Origin of the sequence: Rhodoferax sp. (genome assembly GCF_012927445.1) — a bacterium.
Classification (GTDB): Bacteria; Pseudomonadota; Gammaproteobacteria; order Burkholderiales; family Burkholderiaceae_C; genus Rhodoferax.
Genome location: NZ_JABBPD010000008.1, coordinates 599,002 through 616,924, shown reverse-complemented (window position 1 = coordinate 616,924; position 17,923 = coordinate 599,002). Strand labels below are relative to the sequence as shown.

General features: G+C 47.4%; 18 protein-coding genes. 16 read left to right on the top strand and 2 right to left on the bottom strand.

Features of this window, described 5'->3' with window-relative positions; translation table 11 throughout:
- Positions 1-115: 115 nt before the first annotated feature.
- Positions 116-997 (bottom strand): hypothetical protein, encoded by an 882-nt coding sequence (locus HHJ17_RS18395; RefSeq protein ID WP_296506840.1) that lies wholly within the window; start codon positions 995-997, stop codon positions 116-118.
- Positions 998-1,004: 7 nt separating this feature from the next.
- Entirely contained in the window at positions 1,005-2,924 is a 1,920-nt protein-coding gene (locus HHJ17_RS18390; RefSeq protein WP_296506839.1) for a DUF262 domain-containing protein, read from the bottom strand.
- A gap of 317 nt (positions 2,925-3,241) precedes the next feature.
- Between HHJ17_RS18390 and dcm the strand changes: the two genes are divergently transcribed.
- The 16 genes from dcm (at position 3,242) to HHJ17_RS18310 (ending at position 17,748) form a co-directional block, all read left to right on the top strand.
- Positions 3,242-5,080: a DNA cytosine methyltransferase gene (gene dcm / locus HHJ17_RS18385; RefSeq protein ID WP_296506838.1), complete on the top strand. Its 1,839-nt coding sequence runs from the start codon at positions 3,242-3,244 to the stop codon at positions 5,078-5,080.
- Between the two features lie 649 nt (positions 5,081-5,729).
- Entirely contained in the window at positions 5,730-6,125 is a 396-nt protein-coding gene (locus HHJ17_RS18380) for a hypothetical protein (protein ID WP_296506837.1), read from the top strand.
- Positions 6,126-6,127: 2 nt separating this feature from the next.
- Positions 6,128-6,499 (top strand): hypothetical protein, encoded by a 372-nt coding sequence (locus HHJ17_RS18375; RefSeq protein WP_296506836.1) that lies wholly within the window; start codon positions 6,128-6,130, stop codon positions 6,497-6,499.
- 118 nt (positions 6,500-6,617) lie between these two features.
- Positions 6,618-7,112: a hypothetical protein gene (locus tag HHJ17_RS18370; RefSeq protein WP_296506834.1), complete on the top strand. Its 495-nt coding sequence runs from the start codon at positions 6,618-6,620 to the stop codon at positions 7,110-7,112.
- A gap of 145 nt (positions 7,113-7,257) precedes the next feature.
- On the top strand, positions 7,258-7,605 hold the full coding sequence (locus HHJ17_RS18365) for a hypothetical protein (RefSeq protein WP_296506833.1): 348 nt from the start codon (positions 7,258-7,260) through the stop codon (positions 7,603-7,605).
- 136 nt (positions 7,606-7,741) lie between these two features.
- A complete protein-coding gene (locus tag HHJ17_RS18360) occupies positions 7,742-8,155 on the top strand; it encodes an antirestriction protein (RefSeq protein WP_296506831.1) in 414 nt (137 codons plus the stop codon).
- A 429-nt stretch (positions 8,156-8,584) separates the two neighbouring features.
- Positions 8,585-9,409, top strand: a complete 825-nt coding sequence (locus tag HHJ17_RS18355; protein ID WP_296506827.1) for a hypothetical protein — start codon at positions 8,585-8,587, stop codon at positions 9,407-9,409.
- Between the two features lie 101 nt (positions 9,410-9,510).
- Positions 9,511-10,983, top strand: a complete 1,473-nt coding sequence (locus HHJ17_RS18350) for a VapE domain-containing protein (protein ID WP_296506825.1) — start codon at positions 9,511-9,513, stop codon at positions 10,981-10,983.
- 564 nt (positions 10,984-11,547) lie between these two features.
- Positions 11,548-11,904 carry a hypothetical protein gene (locus HHJ17_RS18345; protein ID WP_296506823.1) on the top strand — a complete coding sequence of 119 codons (357 nt, stop codon included), beginning with the start codon at positions 11,548-11,550 and terminating at the stop codon, positions 11,902-11,904.
- Positions 11,905-11,915: 11 nt separating this feature from the next.
- Positions 11,916-12,281, top strand: coding sequence for a hypothetical protein (locus HHJ17_RS18340; RefSeq protein ID WP_296506821.1), 366 nt, complete (start codon positions 11,916-11,918; stop codon positions 12,279-12,281).
- Between the two features lie 81 nt (positions 12,282-12,362).
- Positions 12,363-13,592, top strand: a complete 1,230-nt coding sequence (locus tag HHJ17_RS18335; protein ID WP_296506820.1) for a site-specific integrase — start codon at positions 12,363-12,365, stop codon at positions 13,590-13,592.
- A gap of 490 nt (positions 13,593-14,082) precedes the next feature.
- The gene (locus HHJ17_RS18330; protein ID WP_296506818.1) at positions 14,083-14,511 is read left to right on the top strand and encodes a hypothetical protein; all 429 of its coding nucleotides are present in this window, start codon (positions 14,083-14,085) and stop codon (positions 14,509-14,511) included.
- A gap of 112 nt (positions 14,512-14,623) precedes the next feature.
- Positions 14,624-15,004, top strand: a complete 381-nt coding sequence (locus HHJ17_RS18325) for a hypothetical protein (RefSeq protein ID WP_296506816.1) — start codon at positions 14,624-14,626, stop codon at positions 15,002-15,004.
- 134 nt (positions 15,005-15,138) lie between these two features.
- Complete coding sequence (locus HHJ17_RS18320) at positions 15,139-16,191, top strand: DUF4917 family protein (RefSeq protein WP_296506814.1); 1,053 nt, start codon at positions 15,139-15,141, stop codon at positions 16,189-16,191.
- 469 nt (positions 16,192-16,660) lie between these two features.
- Complete coding sequence (locus tag HHJ17_RS18315) at positions 16,661-17,134, top strand: hypothetical protein (protein WP_296506812.1); 474 nt, start codon at positions 16,661-16,663, stop codon at positions 17,132-17,134.
- A gap of 5 nt (positions 17,135-17,139) precedes the next feature.
- On the top strand, positions 17,140-17,748 hold the full coding sequence (locus HHJ17_RS18310) for a hypothetical protein (RefSeq protein ID WP_296506810.1): 609 nt from the start codon (positions 17,140-17,142) through the stop codon (positions 17,746-17,748).
- The last annotated feature ends 175 nt before the right edge of the window (positions 17,749-17,923 follow it).

Sequence of the window (17,923 nt, the reverse complement as noted above, 5' to 3'; positions counted from 1 at the left end):
GGGGAGAAATTACCAAGAAAGGAAGTCAGAACCAGCCAGGCCAAACAGTTGATAATTTAGCCGTCCTGCCTGGGGGAATTTGACTGGCCAAAGGTGGGGGAATTTGAAGTGGCCATCAGGGAGACTGTAGGAAGTTAGCCTGAGGAGTGGCGGTATAAGCCAAATACGATGCGAAGAGCTTTTTATTCAACGTTTCATTGGCTGTTCCATTTCCAGACCATAAGCGTTGGATATATCTTGGTATTTGTTTCAATAAGTCAGAGTCAATTGCTTGTCCTCGCTCGGCTTCACTATCCAGGATTGATCCATCATCAGCTTCATCATCAACGACTAACATGTGAAGAGGTTTGTCCGACTTCGCGAAGGTCGAATTCAGGACCTTATGAAGGTACTTCCCAAAATGTTCCAGGTGATCCACCTGTTTCATGACAACGGCAATGAGAGGCCGTTGGGCAATCAACATGCTTCTAACTAGGTTCGGAGTCTCAAAATACAGGTATTCAAGATCAACAAAGTTTTCTGAAGAAAGCAGAACTGACGGGGAAGGAACCAATATTCGCTCTGAACGGCGGTCAGTGTCGTTTTCCTCATTCCATTGATCTAACTGAAAAACGACACGCTCGTAGGTCTGCCGCCAAAGCGCAGTTCTCGTTCCCCCAAGGATCACCACAATATCAACTTTGCTATCCAAAGCCTTAGCGATGACCGCAATGAGTGAAGCAGTTTTTCCGGATTGCACAGCCCCCATGACCAGACCACGTCGTGTCCTTGTCTCTGGCCAATTTGTCAATGGTGACCTGATGTCCCCAGCTCCATAAATCCCGCGGTCAACAATGTATTGAGAGTCAAGATCAACCGCTTTCACTGCCGTTGCACTCAGGCCGCTCAATGCAAGCTGATTTTTGTAACTCACCCACCAACCAATTGGTTCGTTCAAAATCGGAGTACCTCTCGGCAACACTCCACCCGTCAGCAACCTAATATTTTCCGAATCCACGGTCACCTCAGGCTCGAGGTCTATAGTGAACTCTCGCAGCCCTTAGCGTTGACAAGCAACTAACACCATATCGATCAAGCAAAATGCTTTCTAGCATCATCTGATCCACATTAGCCAGTTCAAGCATTCCCAATGCGACCTCACCAATAAATCCCCATTGTGTTTTGTTTTGGGCGTTTTCTGGTCTTCTGTGTCCCTTAGTGAACTCCAAGATGTCCTTTCTCCGTGAGCTTAAGAATTCGTCAGTGTTGCCCCCACTCACATCGTGCAGAAACACTGCGAGCAGAGTAGCTACCAATTGCAACTCTTGCCATCTCTGACCGTTATCTTCATCCTTAAACTTGGCAATCCAACAATCGTTAGACGAGTGTGTTGTCAAGCATTTCTCCAGATCTTTTGCATACTCAACGAGAGTTGACTTTTTGCTGAGCTTATGTCCAGGTGTATCTCTGATGCTTCCCAGCAAATCATCTATCTGCTTAGCTGTTGATCGAATTACCAGCACGCCATCCGATTCAGCCGGTTTAAACAGCAATGAAGTTAGCCAACTCAACATTTTTGTTCGTTTGTAGCGAGCTTTGCCAAAATGATATCCATCCAAACAAGCTGAAATTTCCTCCAATGTCTTGTATTCATTTGACGGAAAGTAGGGCGCTAAATCTTTGAAATTGAGGTTATCTCCTGATGCAACAAGTAAGAGTTTGACCAATTCAACATCGTGGAAAAGTGCGTTGCGAATTTCCTCTGCATTGAGGTGTTTTCCTTGCTTGTTGTAGAGATGGAAGACTTCCTGAATTTGCCTTGGAGTTGCTTCTGAATACTCAATCAAAGGAATCTTGTATTGACTTTTTCGCTCAAAAATTTCATATACAGATTCCTCTACTTTTCCAACATCTATATTTACATCGATAATTTCACAGTAGTACTTTCCGGCTAGACCTTTTAGTGATCCTCTAAGTGCTTTCGAACTACTTTTAAGTGGGAAGGGAAAGTAAAGTTCAGTTTCAAGCTTGTCAGACAAAGTGCTCCCCACAGTTCGCTTCCAGACCTTACGGAACTTCCTGTAGTCAGTCCTGAAAAGTTTTTCCAACCCAGCATCTGGAAACCTGGCGGATTCGTTCTTGACAGTTTTCAGTGCTTTTGGATGTTGACCAATGAATCTCAATAGTGAAGTCAACCTTTGCTTGCCATCTACAACTTCATACTGCTTACTTTTCTTATCACCTTCAGGGTTAAGCAGAATGATTGAAGGCAGAGGAATGCCGCGTAAAACAGACTCTATAAGCTTCTGAGCATCGCTAGTAGGCCAGACATCGCCACGTTGGTATGAGGGGTTTAAGTTTAAGTTTCCCTTTCCAGCCCAATACGAGAAATCACTAATATTCCAAGTTTCACTAGTGGCAATTATTTGCTCGGAGTTGGAAGGATCTAAATCCCCCTCACCCTCCTCCTCCCAAGCTTCAATCCAAAGTTCAGTTGCATTTTTTTTGCTTAGGGTCTCACATAGTTCAATGAACTCTTGCTGAAGACGCAACGCCACATCAAATTTTTCTGCCAGTATCTCGGCGCCAGTTAACGTTAATCGCAAGTTGCCATCTTCAGAAGATACGCAAATAGCTTGCTCCTTTGGCTGCAACTCTTTAAATAAATTTTCTGCAAGGGTTATAGGGTTGGAATCTGCCAGATTACTTTCCAAGTCTTCGTTTAGCCTGAGCCAGGCCTGGACTTGACATATCCTTAGTAGCCAACTACTAGAAGTAAAACTTACCTCGGCGGCTTCAAATGAGCCACCAGACGACTTGTAGCCAACAGGCAATATCTCGCTATTGGACAGTTCAGATAGTTGGTCTGCAATTTTGTTCTGCAGAGTTTCCAGTTCGTCAAATTTAGCTTCATCGTCTTCGCTGAGTTGAGTCTCTTCTACCATTTCCTGCCCTAAATATTTTGTAAATTTCGTTGTTGGTTTAATTTCAGTCTAGCAAGTTGTCAAGACCGCAAATGGCAGTTTTTGATCTGCCTTTTTGACTTAAAGAAGCGCAGATGCCTCAAAAGTCATTTTGCAAGCGCATCTAAGACGCCGATTTGGACAGAATTTTGGACTTCACTCGCATTTTTAGACCTATTCCCGCTTCAGATGATAATCCTGTTTATTGAAGCGCTGAGCGTGGGCTATTGGTTAAACTCCGCAGCGGGCTCAGCTTCGTTTGGCGAATTTGTTTTGGGGTTATTTTGACAACTGTGGGTGTGAGCGACGAGCCTCGCGAGATTCGGTTCGTGGATTTTTGTGCGGGCCTGGGAGGCTTCCATCTGGGACTCTCAGATGCAGCCAAAGCAGCGGCCGATCAGCTGAGCAATCCAATTTCCTTTACTTGTGTGGCTGCGTCGGAGCTTGAAAATGACCTGCGAAAGTGCTATGTAGCCAACTTCCCGGAAATCAGTGATACGTACAGGAAGCTGCATTCGGAGTCGGGACTTTACGAGAAAGGCAAGGCAAAAAATGGAAAACTTCCCGAGTTCCTTAACGCCTTACCGGAATTCGATGAACGCGGCCAACTCGTCAAAATCCACGGAGACATGACTTGTTTCTTAGATGAGTCGGAGACTGGACTTCGAAAGTCTAAAAATGGCAAGTCATTGCTTCCCGAGCACGACTTGCTATGTGCCGGATTCCCCTGTCAGCCTTTTTCTAAATCTGGTGCTCAGCGCGGGTTGGACGATACACGCGGAACGGTATTCCATACTATCGCGACAATTCTTAGAGAAAAGCGACCTGCTTTTTTGTTACTAGAGAACGTCGGTAATTTCGCAAAACATGACGGAGGCAATACGTGGTCTCGCGTGCGCAGAATCTTGGAAGTCGATCTCGGATACGACATCGTTGCTACCGAGCATGTTGGCGTCGGTGATTCTTCAGGGCTCATTTCACCCCATCATCTCGGGTATCCCCATCATCGCGAGCGGTTTTTTATCGTTGGCCAGCGGAAAAAGCCAATCCGAACGGATTCAAAGTTGATCCGTGAGTTACTGAAGGAGCCATTGAGCAAGCGCAATACATTTCCGTTCGGGCGCACTGACGTAATGTTGTCATCACTGATTGGTAAAGGACTTGACGAGCAAGCGAGAACTAATCTCTCCGCTATTATTTCAGGAGCGAAATCACCAGCAGAAACTGAAAGCGTGGTTTCGTCTCAAGTCACATCTGACCGCGTGCGGTGTATCAACCACTGGGCTAAACTCCTGGAGAAGCTTGAGGAACTTGACCGACTAGGTGCTAAGCCCGCTTGGAAAGAGACTATGCCCTCGTACCCAATCTGGGGTTATGAATTGGACCCCTGGCATTGGTACCCAATTCATGAAAACCCTAAGGTATGTGCTTCTGATTTAGAGACACTGGCAAACCAGCGTAGAGAACTATTCAATTTCGCTAGAAAACGTATTGGAGAATCCACATCTCTTGGTGTTGACATCAAGGAGTTCTCACCAACTGGTGAGCGAGCTTGGCTTTCAAAGCCATTCAATACGCTTAGGACTGCTGATTGGATTGAAACTTGGCCAGCTTACGCAGGTAAGCGAGATGCATGGCCACGTTGGAAGCAGCGCTTCATTGAACAAAACCGCGAATGGGCCATCAGACTGTGGTCATCCATTGATCCCCATTGGCTCAGACAGTGGCTCGACAACCTTTATCAAGTCATTCGAGTCCCGTCTTACCAAAAACTCGAATGGAATTGCAAAGGAGAGGATCTTAAGATATGGAAACACATTCTCCAATTTAGACCGTCAGGCCTGCGCGTTAAACGCCTGGCACACGTCCCTGCGTTGATCGCAATGACGACCACACAAGTCCCGATTGTCCCGCGCCTGAATGGAAGTGAGTCGTTAGATGGGGCTGCTCCTGGCGCATTGGGGAGGCATCTCATTCCCTCTGAGGCCTTGCAGTTGCAAGGATTCCCCTCGAGTTGGGTACATCCGCCTAATCGAGAGCGCGCCTTTGCGTGCTTGGGAAACGCTGTTCATGTAGGTGTGGTGAATGCAATTGCGGGAAACTGGCTCTTTGGACACTGCCACCAAAAAGAGGCTTAGGGAAAACTTATATTGCAACTTCCCAAAAATAGCCCCTAGTATTACCTCTGAGTCTAGTCGAACGGATGGCCAAAACGGCCAATCCGGACTCCCAGTCCCAATCGACTTAAGCAGCCACTAAAAAGCCCTGGATCCAAGTAATCCTGGACGCTTTTCCATGCCCTAGTTCAAGGAACATCAGAATAGCGGACGACTTCCCCAAGAGCAACCCTATTCCTTCTTTTACTCTCAAATTTTAAATCAAAGCATCACCGCCCCCTCAAAAGCGCCCTCGGAGCAATCCCTGTGGCGCTTTTTTCATTTCCACTTCCACCAACCCAAAGGAGTCTTTATGTTCTTGCCATTCGTTGCCGCAACCGCCGTCGCCCTCTTCAAATTGGGTGCCATGTCCGTATGGATCAAATTGCTGTCTGAGACATCAGTTTCATGACGCTGATACTGAGTGCCATTGACCTTTTCGCCTTGAGGAAGCGGTACAAGGCACAGGCATAACCATCACCAACTCAGTCACCCGAAACCTTCACCACCCCACTGACCATCCATATCTCATAACTGACGCAACACCCGCAAGGGTTGAAACGTCACCCCTGCCAAGCCCCCTGACCCTCGCAGTCTCGGGGCTTTTTTTTGTCTATCGAAAGGAGCTGCCATGCAAACAATCCGAGACCCTGCCGACGCCGCCACCGTCACAAATCTTGAGTTGCGCACCTGTATTGAAAAAACGATCAGTGACCTCAGTGAAGACTATCCATACGACCCCGACGTGCTGGGCTACTTTCTTGTGGTCGAACCCGGTGACAGCATTGACGCCCTCAATGCACAACTTGGCTTCGACATCTTGGCCAACAAGTGGACAGGCATCCGCTTTGATCAGCTTGGGTATACGCAATCTTTCGAGGTCCTGGACGAACATGCCGGATTCTTTGAGATGGTGTTCATCATCAGCGACGACGGATTTGGCATTGAGGTCTTCATACCTAAAACTGGAGTTGATCCCGAGTTGCTGGCGATGTGCCGAAAGTATGCAATGCCGGTGGCAATCTGAGCATGGCATCCCGCAAATCCTCCGATCGCAAGTTTCATCCAAGAAAGGTCTTGCCTGCATGGCGGTCGATCCATACAGAAACGGTCAATTTGGTATTCCTGTCAATGCTGGAGCGATTTGGCATCACAGACGTTCCAAGCTATTTCCGCAAGCTACGCATTCCCATTGTCATTAGCGTGATCGTCGATGCTTGCATCGGCGGATTCGGCAGTGGCCTGAAAGGATTGATCCTTGGTGCCTTTTTAGGATTTATTGCACCAGCTGGACTGCTGTGGTTGGGTGTGATGCTAGTCGGAATCGGCATTTACCTCACCGTGTACTGCGCAGTATGGGCCGTCATTCTTTACATCCTTTGGTGGCTCATTCGTAGTTGACGCAGCCACCTTGCCATCTCCCTGCCTGTCCATTTTGGACTGCGCATTTTCAGCCATCTTATATGAGAAGGCTTCGGTCTGATCACCACTCAATCCCATTCACACACAGGAGTTCGTCATGAACACAGAAACTAATCAAGCCGTATACGTCACCATTTTGAAAACGGCATCCTGCCCTTCCCTTTCAGGCAAATCGACCCTGACCTACAACGTCGGCGGCAACGCTGCTTCCGAGATCCAGTTCCAGTTGCTGGCCAATGATGGTGGCGGTTACTTCAACAACGACTGGATTCCATACGTCGGCATTCAAGAAGTTCTGAATCAACTCCCCAATAGTCAGGAAATCACGTCCTCGACCCTGCGCTCCATTTATCCCAGCAAATCGACCAATTCACCTGGCTTCCTGCTGGCTGTTTTGAAGAGCCTTGGATTGGTGCGGACATTGAAAACCAACCGACGCTGCTATGAATTGATTGATCCATCGGCATTCATGGCGGAGGTCAATGCATTGCTGGAATCGGCACCGGATATTGCTATGGCTGCAACGGCCAATGCGAATACCGGAGGTAGGAAGTTGACGCTCAAAGACAAGCCAATGAAGGTCAAAGACTGATCGAGCTAGTAGTAATCCGCAGGTCTCTCCGTTTTTGCGTCTGTAAGTGCTTGAAACGTAACAAGTTTTCCGAGCTGACTTTTTTCACGCCGCCAATACCGGCCCAATACCGGCCTAAAGTTTTTTTCATTACCGAAGGAGGCCAATGCGACCTCTCGTTTCCACCTTGATCGCCGTCAGCCTTCTTGGCCTGATGTTCAACAACACCCGCTGGATGGGCATTGCCGCCGTTGCACTGCTGACATTCCGATTTCCCCCTTCCCTCGTTGGTCGCGCTCGCTTTGGGCCTGACCATTTTCATTTTCTACTGTTTTCGTTAAGGAGAATTTTTATGCAAATACAAGACCGCTATCTCGATGCCGTTTCCGCTGTCCTTGATTGGGACATTCCGGACGACGCTTATCCCGAAGCCATTAATGCCCAAGCTTGTCACCTGGCTGGCTCTGAGGCTGAAGATGGTTGGGGCTATGACTTGGACGTTATTGTTCACTGACATTACCCTGCCTCACACCCATCTCGTTTCTTCTCGCTTCTTCCCCCCAGTCATGTTTCGCAAGCTGCACTTCGCAGTGGGCGTAAGCGTGGCTGGGTGGCGGACAACACCATTATTTTTTTGATTGGAATTTCACATGAATGACAACATTTCCAGCTACCTTGTACCTGAAGCTGACCGCATGGATTTTGTGGATAAGCTGTTTGGCATTCACTTCCCGCTGAAGCTGGAGCCCACGGTGTTTTGCTTTGCGGAGCAATTGGCGGCACCCACATACAACGGTGGACATTGGCACTTCTTTGCTTTATCTAATGGCGGTTTCTACATGGCACCACGAACCGACACCATATTTAAAGTCAACGCCGACAATGGCTTTTCGGGGCAACTGTCGGGGGATGCATTGGGAATCACTGCCTGTTTGTATGCCTATAGCCACTTGTCGTTTGGTGATGGTGCGTTTGCCGAGACTTGCGCCCAGCAGTACCACCTGTTGCGAGAATACATGCTTGGGCATGCAGAGGTGAAGTCCATCTTGGCTGCGATTGACTGACGGAGGTGTACAGCATTTGACCCGTGGGGGATGCAGGTGGGGGCAGAAATCTTCGAAAGCGAAACCTGTGCCGTGGTGAATGGACATTAAGCGAGCTACCGTCACAACTCTTTTTTCATCTTGTGTTGGTGTTACAAAGTTTGCGCCCCCTCCCCACCCCTATGTCCCAGTAAACGTTGATTTTTTTTGCTTCCCCTCCTTCTCCTGCTACCACCAACTACATTGGGAATTTTTAAAAAAAACATTCAATCAAAATAAGTGATTTTGTCTTTTGGAAATATGTGTAGAGGAATGTATGTACGTGCTCTTTTGTGATGTGATTCTGCTTAGAAGGGGTACTATCAAATCCACTTGTCGATCTTGCCAGCGTGATGCTATCAATATTACCCACCATCTGTAGCCAAATCCAACATTAATAGGGAGTCCATCATGATCACCGCCGCTGACGAGATTTTCATAGATTTCAGTACGAGTTGTACCAGAAATGTGGCAGTTGCCAAATTACTTGGCTGGATGCAAGGTCCAATTCGGCGCAAGGTCATCGATGTGACTGAAGACGGCATCTCAGAGGATCAGCTTCCGTACATCCATACGATGGACGAGCCACTTGAAGATCAACTTTTGGAACTGCGGGAAGCCGCACAAAAAAGGCTGTATGAAGCGTTTGAAGCAGATGATGAGCTCAAAACGGACGAGTCGAAAAAAGTATTTAGTGATGCGGCTGACGAAGTTGACCGCCTTAGTCAAAAAATTTACAAAGCAGCACAATATTTTCGTGACATCGACGATGAACTTGCGAGAGGTGATGAGTGTGAATTGCGCGTAGATAAAACTGCTACAAAAACTCTCAATGACCCCTACATTGCGCTGAGTAGTCTTGATTTGTGGGCCATAAAGAAGTATGAGTTTTCTATCTTCTCACTCGAAGGTTCTGCCCCCACCATTGTTGAAGTAACTAAGAAAATAAGACAACGCCAAGGAGATGTGAATGAAACGGGTGACTTGGGCAAGGTCAAAGCGGGCAACATTCTTACAACACTTGCACTGTTCGTTGAGGCATTCGCGAAGACTGCTCCTAAATATGGAGGCGTTGTTGATGAGCCAAATGTGCTAGAAGTCGCAAAGTATTTTTCTGGCGTTGCGTTTGTAGCGAATAACGAGAATGAATTGAGTGGTCAATCGGTCGAAAACATACGGAAACTTATTTCGGCAGCCCTAAGAAGCAAGAAAGCATTGACTCTGAAGAGGACTTAGGCTCAGGATGAATTTACCATTTACCTTTTGGTAAATCGACGTATTACCAGACACCCGCTGATTTACTCAAGACTTCATCAACAGCCTTTAGAAAGGGCAAAATGGAGTCTCAAGAAAAGTCACCCAAGGGTAATGCGCCATTCGAATTTCCAGCACACCTGATCACGAAAAATAAGATCAGTGATGCCACGCCACCCGACAAAATCAAACCGATTCCGCCGTCTGCATTGGTAGCAAGCCCAGATGGTGCCAGCAAAACACTGGCGCCATCGAACTCAGGCTTGGCACAGTCACTCACAAACCAGCGAAGCAACGTATTTGTCTTGGATAAAGCCAAGCCGCTGGATGCGAATACATTCCCAAATCAACCCCGTACCCCAAGCTGCCAGATTCTGCCGACGATCGCCAACTTCCAGTACATGCTGACGGCCTACGACATATCAGTTGGCTATAACGTTATCGCTAAGAAACTAGAGATTGTTATAGCAGGGCACACCGGCTCTTTCGACAACCGCGACAACGTTTTGCTGTCACAAATAGTCAGTGTTGCGTCACTGAACAGCTTCCCAACAAGTCAGATATCCAGCCTACTTGTTGCCGTCGGTGACAGAAACCAATACAACCCTGTGGCCAGCATGATCAGGAGCAAACCGTGGGATGGTGTTGATCGTTACCCAGCCTTTTATGCCACCCTGGAGCAAGCTGATGGATTTCCGCAGGATCTAAAAGAGGTCCTGATGTACCGCTGGGTGCTTAGCCCGGTTGCTGCGGCGTTGATGGAAAGCGGATTCCGGTGCCGTGGTGTACTGACCTTGCAAGGTAAACAGGGACTGGGTAAAACGGCTTGGGTTGCATCATTAGTCCCTGATGAGAATCTTCGAGCACAAACGGTGTTGCTCAATCACCATTTGGATGGCAGCAACAAAGACTCCATCACAAGGGCAGCTTCGCACTGGATCGTCGAAATTGGAGAGTTGGATAGCTCTTTCAAAAAAGATGTTGCCCGTCTTAAGGGCTTCATCACGGCAGATACGGACAAGGTGCGACGCCCTTATGGAAGACTGGATTCTGAGTACCCTCGGCGCACAGTGTTTTGTGCCACGGTTAACGACAGCAATTTTCTGGTGGACTCAACTGGTAATTCGCGTTGGTGGACGATTCCAGTCACCAAGATCAATTACCAGCACGGCATCGACATGCAACAGTTGTTTGCTCAACTTGCCATTGATTTTGAAAAGGGTGAGCAGTGGTGGTTGACACCAGAAGAGGAACTGGTTCTTGAGCAACAAAACAATGCACACCGGGTTGTGAGTGCCATCCGTGAACGCATTATGAATGCTGTCGATATAGCGGACACTTCACGCGCCCACCTGCCACCAATGACCTCCATTGAAGTGTTGCAGGCCATCGGAATCAACTTTCCAACCAACCCCCAGTGCAAGGAATGTGCAGGCATCTTACGCGAATTGTTTGGCGAATCCAAGAAGATCAACGGGAAAGTTAGCTGGCGAGTTCCTTTGCGGCATCGCCAGACCCCAATGATACCGGCGTTAGGTGGCGCTGATCTGTACTGATTGACGGTACAGGACGGGATGCAGATTGGTCCGGGGCTGCCCCCCCCTGCATTCCCAAAGTCTTGTTGATTAACGTCCATCCAGGGATTGGTTCTGGCCAAACAGGGATGGAGGGTGGGCAGAAGTTTGAACTTGTGGTCATGTGACTCGGAACACTGGGGAAGGTCGCATTTCGATCAACGCCAGTAAGTTGAAACGTTCCTCCCCCCTGCCCTCCCCAAAGGTTCATTTGGCGTAACGGTACAAATGAACGACCACCCGCAAGTGCTTTAGTTAACGGCTGCATCGCCTGCTCCCGTCTGAAGGGGGTGCGCCAAATATCCCGGTTGGCATGTTCAGAGACGAGAGACGTAAAACCAATTTACCAATTACCTTTTGGTAAATCGACCTCTTACCAGATGACAAAAGGCCCAATACTTTTACCGCCAAATTTCAGAGGGCGGAATGAGAAAGAAAGAGGAATTAATCAACGCCTAAATGGGCAGGCATTACGTACGTTCCACATGACTGGCTTGCAATCTGAAGCTAGTCGCCATCAATAGCATAAATAAGGAATTTTCAAAAATGACAAAAGTAACCATCACCTATGGCAACAAGGTTCTCGCAAACAACAGTGAAATCCTGCTCGATTCTATGGAACCGAATGGCACCATGATTCTGCTGAATAAGTTCAAAGTTGAAACCGCATATTTTGACCTTGTTGAGTCCAATTTCAGAGACATCCAGCCGTTCCTATTGGAGGGTGTTGATTACACCGCTGAGGATCTGGTTGGAGCGAAACTTTGGGGCGACCTGACTGGCTTCGCTCAACGCCATGCGCATCTCTGCTTGAAGCATATGGCTACGTTTCCGTTTTCTCGTTTGACTGACATGTCTAAAGAGCAATACGGCAAAACTGGTTTTCAGATTGTTAACAAATAAGAGGAGCAACTATGAAATATGAAATCGACATTGCTGCTGGCATTCGCGCTGATCGCTTTGCTGCCATTGCGTTCGACAAGCGTCCAGGGAGGAAAGGCACAGTCGTTGGAATGCAACTTGGAGCCCACTTCGTTTTGAGGTGGATTTTCCAGGATGCATGGAAACATATCAGCGCTGGTATGGCTACAGCCGACAGATACAAACTCCACACGGCGAAATCACTTTTCAATGATAGCGAAGCTTGGGCCGGACATGAGAGGTCTACCTGCATCGCCATCGGCCGCTGCTTGGCCTACTTCGTCAGCAAAGAGATGCTGCCCCTGCATTGTGTCAATCCTCATGCAAGCAACAAACTTTACATGCTGAAAGGCCTGTAAGAGCTTTCTGGCAACCGTGACTCCATATGGGTCATGGTTGCCCTCACCTATCCATCAAACTATTTACGGAGATCTCACACTATGCCCGTTTTAAAATTAACCGCTGCCATGTTCCCGCAAGTGCTGCAATGCCTTGACGAAAAAGCCCGCACTGAACTTTGCGATGCCGACTGTCCCGGTTTGTATATTGAAGTACGTGCAACCAATCCAGGCCAAGGAACCTTTTACTTTCGTTACAAGGATGCCAATGGCAAGACCTGCCATCAACGCATTGGCACGACAAATGAGGTGACTCTTGCAGATGCACGCAAGCAGGCCAAGCAACTCAAGGCAGAGATTGCGTTGGGTGCTGACCCGAAAGGTGCAGAGAAGGCCAAGAAGGTAATGCTGACCTACAGCGTGTTCTTCACAGAACATTATTTGCCCTATGTGACTCCCCGCAAGCGGTCATGGAAACGTGATGAAGAGCTGTTTCGTTTGCGTATCGAAAAGGTGTTTGGCGACAAGAAGCTGGATGCGATTGACCGGATAAGAATTCAGTCGTTTCATACTACACTGTTGGCTGAAGGGCTTGCGCCAGCGACGTGTGACCACCACATCAAACTGATACGTCAATCACTTAATTTGGCGGTGGAATGGGACATGCTAGAGAAAAACCCGGCATCCAAGGTGCCTTTGTTCAATGTGGACAACAAGGTGGAACACTACCTTGATGAAGCTGAATTGTGCAGACTGCTGACGGTATTACGTTCACCTGACAGTCCTCGGAATGTTTGTCTGATCGCCCTATTCCTGCTAAGTACTGGTGCCCGACTCAATGAAGCACTGAAAGCCACATGGAGTCAGATTGACAGGCAGACTCGGGTATGGCGCATTCCGGCTGCAGTGTCAAAGTCACGCAAGATTCGGGTGGTGCCATTGAACGACAGTGCCCTTGATGTGTTGGCACAACTGGACACAGAGGATGACTTTGAGAGCTTGTTTGTCAATCGCCAAACTGGCAAGCCTTACACCACGATCATGAGGGTGTGGACAAGGTTGCGGTTGAAGGCTGGTTTGCCCCACCTTCGCATCCACGATTTGCGGCACCAATATGCGTCCTTCCTGGTCAACGCCGGGAGAACGCTCTATGAAGTGCAGCAGATATTGGGCCATAGCGATCCGTCAGTAACGCAGCGGTACGCTCATTTATCTACCAAATCATTACAAGATGCAGCAAACAGTGCGTCAATCATGATTAGAGGGGCGATGCCGGTGGCGCTACCGATGGACTTGCCGCTGCTGGTGGACTTGGCGTTGGTGGCTGCGTAATTCGGCGGTTTCGGGGCGGTGGTCGGTGCGAACTGGCCCCGCCTTGGGACATATTGGGCACGCGTCGGGCATTCGGGCTGTGGGGATGGCGACCCCCTTCCGGTGACTCGGCGTGTGACCCTGGGGGAATATTGGGGTGTGGCGTGGCAGCATGGCGGCAGTTGCAGCAAAACTGGAGGGATGGCGTGAATTGAGGTGGCTGGTGGAGTGACTGCAATGGAGCATTTTGTAATTCGGCAGTGCAGCGAGAGCGGTCATTTAACGTTATCCCCCAATCGGGGGATACCAAGAGCATTGCAATGATGTGAGAATGATTGATTGGGCAGATAAATCACACTCCTTATGAATTGCCGGGTTTGTCGCTATTTTTAATGGAGCAAACTATTCAAATGGGATTGACGAAAGTACAAGCCTTTATGCTTGAGGTTGCTACGTTATACCGTAGCATTTTGCGGTGTAAGTTACGTTGGGCATCACCCGCAACCACCTTGTGAACACTAAAGGAAATATGAAAATCAACGAGATACTGCCAAGGGGCAACTTAAAAATCGAGGAAGCCAACAGCCTGACCAAAAAGCTGTCATTGCTCGGCCTCCAATACATTACTGAAAGCAATGACTATCCACGGGTTCCAAAAACTCAGATGTCCGCGCGCTTCGATAAAGGCAACACAAACACACTAACCAAAGATCATGCCCATGTCTTTGCGAAACCAAATGGGCTAGGCAAGCAACTCTTCGCAATAAACGTCGACGGAACCGGGCATGATGGAAGCTCAGGCACAGATATCCCCAAGAAAGTGGGAGAGTTTTTGAAAACCAATGGGTATGCCATTCCACTGAATTATGTAGTCGAAAGCATGTCCCTCTCTGCTGCTCTTGAAGATACGTTCATCATCGTCATTGTTTTTGAGCAATAGTCTCACCGATGCCCAACCCGGCGCTCAACCCCGTTCGCTTCGCTCTCTGGACGCTGCGCGATAAAGCCGCGCAGCGCAGGTTAGCTCTACGTCATATGCCAGGAGAACGCGCGTGCTGAACGACTATGGATTTGAGGGACCCGTCTGGGAGGCAGCGAAGAAGCAGGCGACTGATGTGCTTGTCGAGGTTGCGCGGCGGCGCGGGCGCATGGCATATTCCGAACTCGTCGCTCAAATCACGGCGCTCTCGCTCGAGCCTCACGACCCTCGACTGTTCCATCTTCTCGGCGAAATCAGCTCCGAAGAAGATGCGGCTGGGCGCGGCATGCTCACCGCAATTGTGGTGCACAAGTCCGGCGACACGCAGCCTGGACCTGGTTTCTTCGAGCTAGCGAAATCTCGGGGACGGAACACCAAGGACGTGCTCGGGTGTTGGATTGCTGAATTCAACAAAGTGCATGACTATTGGGCAAACAAGCGTGCTGGCACATAACGGGTTGCTCGTCGCGGACATGCGGCATCAGAATGTCGCTTCGCGGCACTTGTTGCTTGCCGGACAGCACCAACGTTATAGGTTTGAAACGAGATTCTTGTGTTCCCCGCTCAAGCAAACAACGAGTAAGTTTGATGGCTACTGAAATAAAAACCTTTAGAGATTGCATGGCTCAAGCTGGAACAGCAAAAAAGCACCTAATGCTCGGAAACGGCTTCAGCGTTGCTTTGTTCCCTCAAATATTTAATTACACAACCTTGACCGAAAACATCGAGTCCGAGCGTATAAATTCTCTTTTTGATGCGATTGAGACACATGACTTTGAGTTTGTGATGCGCCGGTTATTGGAGGCAGAAGATATAGTTAGACATTACGATTCATCAGAGAAGGTCACTGACGAAATTGATTCCGATATAGAGGAACTCAAGAGAACGCTGATACATGTAATTACCAAGTCACATCCTCCCAAGCCTTCTGAGATAACAGAAGAGCAGTACTTAAGTTGTCGTAGTTTTCTTAAGAACTTCGAAAATGGGAATACCTATACCTTTAACTACGACTTGCTCCTCTATTGGGTTTTGATGCACTTTAAGGATCAAGGCGAACTGGCTTTGCCTTGTGATGATGGCTTTCGCTACCCCTATTCTGATGAGTACGTTCCAGACGGAGAAAGAGACACTTCATTACACTGGGAAATCGGCCGAGAACGGGGGCAAAGCACGTACTATCTGCACGGTGCGATGCATATCTTTAGCAATGGTTCGGATATAGAAAAACTCTCGTATGCCAATTTGGGTGTGCCGCTGGCCGATCAAGTGAAGAAGGCTATAGATCAGGATAGATTTCCGGTATTTATTTCGGAAGGCACAACTGAGCATAAGCTGACTCGAATAAAGAAAAATGGATACCTCTCTAGAACATTTTCATCGTTAAAAAGCATTACTGGCAGCTTATTTATTTTTGGCCACTCCATTCGTGATGAAGATGACCATGTATTTGATTTTATAAACCAAAACAACAGCAAGTTAATGATATTTATTAGCCTGTATGGACATCCTGACGATCCACATAACAAAATTATCATTCACAAAGTGAAGGGCTGGAGAGCAAAGTACTCCAATAAGGTTTTTGAGTTTTATGATTCATCATCAATTGATGTCTGGGGAAGCCAAAAAATCACACCCTAGTTTGTCATGCAGCCTATAACTCAGGCGTTGAATGTCTGCAGTCTGGAAATTTGAAAGTCGGCAATGGGTCTTCTAGAGTCAACTACTTTTCTCGAAAGCTGCCAGTCAAAATTGAGCGGCTGCAATGGAGCCAAACGTAATTCGGGTAAGCAGCGGGAGCGTTCGTTCTGATCGGCAATTCAATTTGAGTGAAACCTATCTAGGCTGCGCTAGGCTACCCGACGACTTTGTTGTTTTCAATATACCTGTGCATTCACCCGGTCGACAGACGCAAGTAAATGATTCATATAATATTTATTCGACGTTTTTCGCTGAGTTATTCGACTGGCTTCCATGTTACCTCGCCGTTTTTCTGAATATATCAATAGTTAGAGATAACATTCATAAAAATGCTATTACTTAATATTGTTAACCCAATAAATTTATGGCGCGAAACCTAAATAAATACCTTGATAATTAGGAAATTTAAATGTCCACAAATTTAAACCTTGTAATCTATCAGCATGAAAATGGTGAGCTGATTGAGGAAGGCATGAAAACCGTGCGATGCGAAGAGATCACGCCACAGCTATTAAAGCGAATCACTGATTCATTCCCAATGAAAGAGACGAAAGTCTATTTCGATAGAAAGCTCGAAGAAAGTTTTGAAATACAGTATTTCGAAAGCACAGACACGGCCAGTATCAGTAAAATATTATGCGAGTTATTTTGCAGCCTACTGGCTTTTGAGAATAATTTATTGAACCCAATAGTCGGCGAAACTCTTGGGCAGGCAAGTAATATGAATAGCCTTGTCAGCATAATCTTACCAGAACAAAATCAACAAGATCCAATCGAGGTAGCTATTGAACGATTCAGCATGTTAATTGGTGTTATCGGACTGTTTAGAGATAAGCAAGATAAGCTGCCCAATGAAATTGGCGCCATCATCAAGCTAGGGTGATCAGAATGTGCAAAAAAGAAAACTCTATAGAACCAACTGATAATTTCAGATCATGTAAAACCATGGAATCAACGTCTCGAAACTCAACAGCTGTTGGGGATGTTGCTAGGTGTGCCGAGCATAGATACCTTTCAGCTTTATCTTTTCACGCCACAAACACACATAGTTTAGAGATTACCAGGCCTACTATTACAAACTGCCCTGATGGCGGGCATGATCTAAATATCAGAGGTAGCATCGAAGAAGTAAAAGAACTGGTTAGCATTTTGACAGGAAACTCTGTTGAGACATTAAGTTTTTTAGATGGAAACGCCAAAGACGGAAATCTGAAAGTTAGAATTGATGTAAAAAGTGGGAAAACCATCTCCGGTGACACCATTGATAATCATGCCGCAAACTCAAACAGAAGCCCAGACTGTCAAGTAAATCTTTTAGCTCTTACAAACCCAGACTGCCAAGTCACTCCTGAAGCCCACAAGAAGCTAAATCTTCAGCGGCGCCTTTTCCAAGAGACAGGGGTGCTGGTTGGTATTGCTACAGCCAAAGGCATTCAACGAATTGAAGAGAAGAATAAAAAATATATAGAATCTAACGAAAGCAGTGAAGAAGAATAACTCTGAGACATGTCTCTGGGCTAATTTCCCACATTGCGTTCGTGCCAGGCTATTTATAACAATGCGTTCAACACCGCTCGCTTCGCTCCCCGGACAGTAAAAAACGACGCTTTTGCTTGCCTGTTAGCTCAATCGGTAAATGACAGGTATCTGGAAATTTGAAAGTCGGCAAAGG